Genomic DNA, 6,284 nt, shown 5'->3' on the forward strand with positions numbered 1-6,284 from the left:
GATATTCTTTGAAAACGGTTACTAAAAATGATATAGTTTAATAGTAAACTATTTAAACCTATACTTTTATTGTGGTCTAAAAGGGGCGGTTTATACTAGTACGACAGACAAATTTCAAGTGAGAGGAAGTATAAAGTAATGGGACGTTTAAATAATAAAATCGCAATGATTACAGGTGGAGCATCTGGAATGGGAGCAGCGATGGCAAAATTGTTTGCACAAGAAGGGGCTACAGTCATTGCAGCGGATATTAACGAGGAGAACCTAGCGAAAATTTCAGAGCTAGAAAATGTAGAGGGTATGAAATTAGATGTTTCTTCTGACGAAAACTGGGCAGAAGTGACAAAAGCGATTGTCGAAAAATATGGACGTATTGATATTTTAATTAACAATGCTGGTATTTCTTCGGAAAAAGGTCCAGATGAAATTACACAAGCGGACTGGACAATCATGCATAATATCAATGCTTTTGGTCCATTCCTTGGCATTAAACATGCAGCTAAATATATGAAGGAAGCAGGAAAGGGCTCAATCGTTAATACATCATCTTACACTGCGATTATTGGTGCAGGCTTCAATGCATATACGGCATCTAAAGGTTCTTTACGTGCTATTGCTCGTGCAGCAGCTTCCGAGCTTGGTGCTTTCAATGTCCGTGTCAATACAGTATTCCCAGGTGTTATTGAAACACCGATGACAGCAAAATTATCAGAAGCAAAAGAAGCAATGGATATGTTAGTAAAAACTACGCCAATGGGACGTCTTGGTCAACCAGAAGAAGTAGCGAATGCAATCTTATTTTTAGCATCCGATGAAGCCTCTTATATTACAGGTGCTGAATTAGTTATTGATGGTGGTTATTCAGCTCGTTAATTAATAGTAAAGAATAAGAAAGTGGAAATGCCTGTGTTCAAGCAGTGCATTTTCACTTTTTTTGTTTTTTTAGTAGAATGATGTTAAAGTATTATAATTCGTCAAGATTCCGCTGTTGATTAGAAAAATTTTGATAATTTTCGTGTTTTTTTCATGATTGTTTATGAAGTTATTGCACAATCATTTCAACAGCGTTAAAGTTTAGAAAGGGCGAAAATGTCATTACAAGATTTGGGGGACTGTACGAAGCATTATGGTTTCGTATAATAACTAGTTAGTCAGGATTTTGGCACACAAAAAACTCCTTGCAAAATCCTTGACACCAATGAAGGCATGAAACTTAAATAGTTGCCTGACTACTAGCGTAATGGTCATTAGGTAGATGAGATTACGTAATAAAGACAAAGGAGAATAGTATGCCAAAGGCTATAGGTATTGATGCAGGTGGCACATTGACAAAGGTTGCTTATTTAGATGAAGACAATGAACTTATTCTAACAACCTTCCCGTCAAATGATTTGCTATCTGTGAAAAATTGGATTATTGACCATCCAGATATTGAGGATATTGGTGTGACGGGGGGACGTACAGAACAATTACTTGATGTCATTAAAATGATGAAATCGATTCATTATATAGTAGAATTTGAAGCTACATTAAAAGGTGTTCGTTTTTTATTAAATAAAGAAGGCTACTTGTTTGAACGTAGTATGATTACTAATATCGGAACAGGAACTTCTATACATTATATGGAAGATAATACACATATACGCGTTGGTGGGACAGGCGTTGGTGGCGGTACATTAATAGGATTGTCAGCGCTTACAACAGGCATTACAGACTATAATGAAATTCGTGAAATGGCTGCTAACGGTAATCGAGAAGGTATCGATTTATTGGTCAAGGACATTTATCAAGGAATGGACACACCGATTGATGGTCATTTAACTGCCAGTAATTTTGGTAAAGTGGGCATTACACAATCATTGAAGCATCCTGCTGAGGATATTATTGCCACTGTACAGGGACTTGTTGGCGAAGTGATTACAACATTAAGTATTCAATATGCCGAGGAAAAAAATACACAGCATATCGTCTATATTGGATCAACTCTCAGCAATAATGAGCATCTTACCCGCGTAATTGCCAATTATACACGCACGAAAAAGCATACACCTGTCTTTATTAATGATCATGGCTTTTCTGGAGCTGTGGGAGCATTATTAAATATAACGGAATATACAATTGTTTAAAGACAGATAAGAATGAACATGACTAACTGGCGTTAGTGGTGTTCATTTTTTTTTTACAAAAATGCCCGAAAAAAAGACCTCATATAAACGGTAGTACCTGAGCAAATTATAGATAGGAGGTGATATCTGTGGGCAACCGAAATAATAAAAACAGCAAAAAAACAATGAATGCCAGAACGCATAATCCTTTTGGCACCTACAAAAGCAAAGACCTCGATAGAAGTAATAGTAATAATAACAACCCGAATGACAACTTGAATGAGGAGTTCGCGGCAGAATTTGATGCGAAAGCCAAAAATAAAAACAATAAAACGAATCATGATAAAAATCAACAATCCAATAAAAAAAGCTAATAATTATTTGGAGGTGTAAGCAATGGCGAAGAAAAGAAAAACAAGCTTTAAAAAGAAGAAGAAAGAGGATACACATAAAAAGAATGATCGGGAAGAATACTCAGCAGAGTTTAACCAAGTCATTCATAATAATCCTCAACAGCCAAAACAATAAACACTCCAGCTCCATAAGTAAAAGCTTTTGGAGCTCTTATTTTTTACTTGGTTCATCATTCTATACCGTCTAATGAGGAGGGTTTTCTGTGAAAAAAGTGTATGTAATGCTTGGACTTCTGTTTGCCGTGCCATTACATATCCCAGAGATGGTTTTGGCACAGCAAGAAACACCTGCCTATGCGAAATGGGGAAAGATGGCGGTAGAAGAAGTGAAGGGGAAGTATCCTCATGCCAAGATTGTGGATTATTTACATGAGGGCAAGGAAGTACATGGGGCGTCAACCATTGAAAAATTTAAGCTTTGGCTGAAGCAACCTGACAAAGAATTTGGGGTTCATGTAAGAATTAGCTATTTAACCTCTACGCAAGAAGTAGAAAAAATTGAATTACAGGAAAGCCGGTCATAAAAAAGGGGATGCCTAAGCTTAGGCATCCTCAATGCTTATCCCTCTAATTTTTGAATAAATTCACGCATAAGCCCTGGTAAATCTGGCCAAGCATGTCCGCTTACTAAATTTCCATCTGTGTGAAGATTGGCATCAATATAAGTGGCTCCTGCTATTTGGACTTCAGGCTTGCAGGCAATATAAGCTGTTAGTTCGCGTCCTTTTAGTATATCGGGGATGGTAGCAAAAATTTGCGCTGCGTGACAAACAGCGGCAATCGGTTTATTGGTTTCAAAGAAATGGCTAACAAGTGTTGGTACATGCTCATTTAAACGAATATATTCTGGCGCCCTACCACCTGGAATTATTAATCCATCAAATTGTGATGGATCAACATCTGCAAAAGAAGCATGTGCCTCTAAGCTATAGGCAGGACGTTCAATATACGTATCGACGCCCTCTACAAAGTCATGTAAGACAGTTTGTAATTTCTTTGCGGATGGTGCAGCGATTGTGACATCAAAACCTGCCTCAAGACAACGATAATAAGGATAAAAAATCTCTAAAGCTTCTACTGCATCTCCTGCTATTATTAAAATCTTTTTCCCCATGATTCCATCTCCTTTTCATTGTGAATCTCCTTGTTAATTCGACATATGCAAAAAATTTCCTGCAAGCATAGAGCGACCTTTTGCCAAATTAGTTACTTTACAAAGAAAAAAATGAAGCGTATAGTTTATTTAGCTAGGTAAATAATTTCGAGAGGTAGATCATATGAATCCAATATTCCATGCTTTATTCCAAAAAAGCCGGTATTTAACGAACTGCTTAAATGAAGTTTTGAAGCAGCATCATTTATATAGCTCTCAGTGGACCATTTTATATTGCTTACATAAAAACGGTCCTATGACCTTAACGCAAATATGGAAATATTTAAATGTAGAGGCACCAAGCATCACCAGAGCTATCACACGATTAGAAACTTTAGGCTGGGTGGAACGATTAGACGGGGAGGATAAGCGTGAAAAAATTGTAACCTTAACTGCACAGGCCAATGAGCGCTTACCAGCCATTACAGAAACGATTTTAGCGTTTGAGGAAGAAATGGTAGGATCACTTACGGCTGAAGAACAGCAGCAGTTTATGATATTACTGGAAAAAATGAAAGGTTGATTGACATGCAGCAAGAGGAAAATACACAAATATGGACAAAGCGGTTCATTAGTCTCTTTTTAACAAATATCTCAGTCTTTTTTGTTTTCTATGGGCTAGTAACGACTTTGCCGCTTTATGCCATCGGTGAACTACACCAAACGGATAAGGAAGCTGGCTTATTATTGTCAGGTTTTTTACTTTCAGCAATTATTGTTCGTCCATTTTCAGGTAAATTATTAGATGTGTTTGGAAAGAAAAAATTGCTAGTGCTATCCATAGCCGGCTATTTTATTTGTACGGTTTTATATTTATTCATACATCCATTTGGACTTTTACTTGGTCTTCGTTTTATTCAGGGGATTTTCTTTAGTATTATTACAACAGCCGCAGGATCATTAGCTGCAGATATTGTACCAGCTAAGCGAAAAGGGGCAGGCTTAGGGTATTTCACGATGTCTACCAATCTAGCTGTTGTCATTGGGCCATTTATCGGTCTCTTATTAATTCAATATAGCACTTTTAACGTGTTATTTATTATCATGAGTATTTGTATACTAGCTGGGGGCATTTTAGCATTGACGGTTAATACCGACGATTTACCGCAGCCAACACATAAAGGGAAATTAACGTTCACCTTCCATGATTTATTTGAACGTAAGGCATTGCCCGTTGCAGCCATCGCTAGTTTAGTAGCTTTTTCCTATGCAAGTGTTTTATCATTTTTATCGGTTTATGCACAGCAGAAAGATTTAATGGCGGTTGCCAGTCTTTTTTATGCCGTGTTTGCAGCAGCTATGTTAATTACACGTCCATATACAGGTAAACTGTATGATACAAAGGGGCCTCAATTTGTCATACTTCCTGGTATTATTTCTTTTGCTATCGGACTTATCATGCTAGCCTTCGTTGAGGGACCTATCTTATTTTTGAGTGCAGCTATTTTTGTAGGCTTTGGCTACGGAGCGGTAACAACTAGCTTACAAGCTTTAGCCGTTCAATCAACAGCCATCCAACGAAGCGGGTACGCAACAGCAACCTATTTCACGATGTTTGATCTTGGAATTGCCCTAGGTTCTTATATATTAGGAATGGTAGCCGTACAGGCAGGGTATGCTTCTGTTTACTTATCGGGAGCCGGATTATTAGGAGTGGTCTTTATCATTTATCTCCTACGTCTTGCCAAGATAAAGCCGAAAAAAGTAGTGAATATATAGTAAAACAGTTGGGATCACCCAACTGTTTTTTTGCTTTTATAAACGACCATAGCCAACGAAATGTTTTTTCCAATAGGCATTATTTATATTAGCAATAGTAACGCCTCCATTACTAGCATTGATCATTTGATTATTGCCAATATAGATGCCGGCATGAGAAATTCCTGCTTTATATGTATTAGCAAAAAACACGATATCTCCGACTTGAGGAGAACTTACTTTTTTAGCGGACTGATAAAATCCTGCTGCTGTTTTACGTGGTGTTGACTTACCAGCTTGATTAAAGACATAGGTGATATAGCCTGAGCAGTCAAAGCCTGTGCTCGGTTTTACCCCACCAAATGTATATTTGACACCTAATTGTTGCTTGGCGACCTGTAGTAATTTGGACGACGCGTTCGGTGTGGTAGATAGTTGTTGATTGATCGTTAATTTTTGTCCAACATAAATATTGGAAGACGATAAATGATTTAAGTTCATCAATGTTTGATAGGATACACCGTGCTGATTGGCAATCTTCCATAAAGAATCACCAGATTGAACGGTATAGGTCGCAGCTGATGCTGATTCTACTGTTGAAAAAAGTACGGATGTGCTTAATGCCAATGCCGCTAATTTCATGCCCCATCGATACTTTTTACTGCTCTTCATGCTTTCTTTCCTCCTATAATGTTAAAATTTAATACAAAAATGATTTTAACATCATATTATTACAGTTAGATGTCAATAAAATAACAATGTTGAGACTTTTTAGAATGGGATGAACATGGTTTTTTTCTGATGATTTAGGGCTATTTGGAGGTAAACAATAACCTGCTGAAGTTTGATCTAATTGGAGAACAAATGGTTTAAATACGAAGGGAGAAAACCAAATAAGAGGCTGGGACAAAACCC

The 6,284-nt window shown here is 37.3% G+C and carries 9 protein-coding genes; 7 read left to right on the forward strand and 2 right to left on the reverse strand.

Going from position 1 to position 6,284, the window contains the following annotated elements; translation table 11 throughout:
• The first annotated feature begins 138 nt into the window (after nucleotides 1-138).
• The 5 genes from PI85_RS19915 to PI85_RS19930 all read left to right on the forward strand — a co-directional run bounded on the left by PI85_RS19915 (nucleotide 139) and on the right by PI85_RS19930 (nucleotide 3,042).
• Entirely contained in the window at nucleotides 139-873 is a 735-nt protein-coding gene (locus tag PI85_RS19915; RefSeq protein WP_008181884.1) for an SDR family NAD(P)-dependent oxidoreductase, read from the forward strand.
• Between the two features lie 416 nt (nucleotides 874-1,289).
• Complete coding sequence (coaW, locus tag PI85_RS19920; RefSeq protein ID WP_036124931.1) at nucleotides 1,290-2,126, forward strand: type II pantothenate kinase; 837 nt, start codon at nucleotides 1,290-1,292, stop codon at nucleotides 2,124-2,126.
• Between the two features lie 128 nt (nucleotides 2,127-2,254).
• On the forward strand, nucleotides 2,255-2,479 hold the full coding sequence (locus PI85_RS19925) for a hypothetical protein (protein ID WP_025115069.1): 225 nt from the start codon (nucleotides 2,255-2,257) through the stop codon (nucleotides 2,477-2,479).
• 22 nt (nucleotides 2,480-2,501) lie between these two features.
• Nucleotides 2,502-2,633, forward strand: coding sequence for a hypothetical protein (locus PI85_RS25100; RefSeq protein WP_004269370.1), 132 nt, complete (start codon nucleotides 2,502-2,504; stop codon nucleotides 2,631-2,633).
• 88 nt (nucleotides 2,634-2,721) lie between these two features.
• Nucleotides 2,722-3,042, forward strand: a complete 321-nt coding sequence (locus tag PI85_RS19930; protein WP_036124933.1) for a DUF3889 domain-containing protein — start codon at nucleotides 2,722-2,724, stop codon at nucleotides 3,040-3,042.
• 35 nt (nucleotides 3,043-3,077) lie between these two features.
• Here PI85_RS19930 and PI85_RS19935 read toward each other — a convergent pair whose 3' ends face one another.
• On the reverse strand, nucleotides 3,078-3,632 hold the full coding sequence (locus PI85_RS19935) for a DJ-1/PfpI family protein (protein ID WP_036124936.1): 555 nt from the start codon (nucleotides 3,630-3,632) through the stop codon (nucleotides 3,078-3,080).
• A 163-nt stretch (nucleotides 3,633-3,795) separates the two neighbouring features.
• Between PI85_RS19935 and PI85_RS19940 the strand changes: the two genes are divergently transcribed.
• Both PI85_RS19940 and PI85_RS19945 read left to right on the forward strand, forming a co-directional pair.
• Nucleotides 3,796-4,194 carry a MarR family winged helix-turn-helix transcriptional regulator gene (locus tag PI85_RS19940; RefSeq protein WP_008181866.1) on the forward strand — a complete coding sequence of 133 codons (399 nt, stop codon included), beginning with the start codon at nucleotides 3,796-3,798 and terminating at the stop codon, nucleotides 4,192-4,194.
• Between the two features lie 5 nt (nucleotides 4,195-4,199).
• Nucleotides 4,200-5,390: an MFS transporter gene (locus tag PI85_RS19945; RefSeq protein WP_036127806.1), complete on the forward strand. Its 1,191-nt coding sequence runs from the start codon at nucleotides 4,200-4,202 to the stop codon at nucleotides 5,388-5,390.
• A gap of 36 nt (nucleotides 5,391-5,426) precedes the next feature.
• On the opposite strand, the gene PI85_RS19950 is transcribed toward PI85_RS19945, so the two are convergent.
• Nucleotides 5,427-6,041, reverse strand: a complete 615-nt coding sequence (locus tag PI85_RS19950; protein WP_036124938.1) for a C40 family peptidase — start codon at nucleotides 6,039-6,041, stop codon at nucleotides 5,427-5,429.
• Nucleotides 6,042-6,284 lie beyond the last annotated feature (243 nt).

Source organism: Lysinibacillus sp. A1 (genome assembly GCF_000801965.1).
GTDB classification, from domain to species: domain Bacteria; phylum Bacillota; class Bacilli; order Bacillales_A; family Planococcaceae; genus Lysinibacillus; species Lysinibacillus fusiformis.

Bases quoted from the DNA above. Each gene is read 5' to 3' on its own strand.
- PI85_RS19915 (WP_008181884.1), top strand. From the start codon at position 139: ATGGGACGTTTAAATAATAAAATCGCAATGATTACAGGTGGAGCATCT.
- coaW (WP_036124931.1), top strand. From the start codon at position 1,290: ATGCCAAAGGCTATAGGTATTGATGCAGGTGGCACATTGACAAAGGTT.
- PI85_RS25100 (WP_004269370.1), top strand. From the start codon at position 2,502: ATGGCGAAGAAAAGAAAAACAAGCTTTAAAAAGAAGAAGAAAGAGGAT.
- PI85_RS19935 (WP_036124936.1), bottom strand. From the start codon at position 3,632: ATGGGGAAAAAGATTTTAATAATAGCAGGAGATGCAGTAGAAGCTTTA.
- PI85_RS19940 (WP_008181866.1), top strand. From the start codon at position 3,796: ATGAATCCAATATTCCATGCTTTATTCCAAAAAAGCCGGTATTTAACG.
- PI85_RS19945 (WP_036127806.1), top strand. From the start codon at position 4,200: ATGCAGCAAGAGGAAAATACACAAATATGGACAAAGCGGTTCATTAGT.
- PI85_RS19950 (WP_036124938.1), bottom strand. From the start codon at position 6,041: ATGAAGAGCAGTAAAAAGTATCGATGGGGCATGAAATTAGCGGCATTG.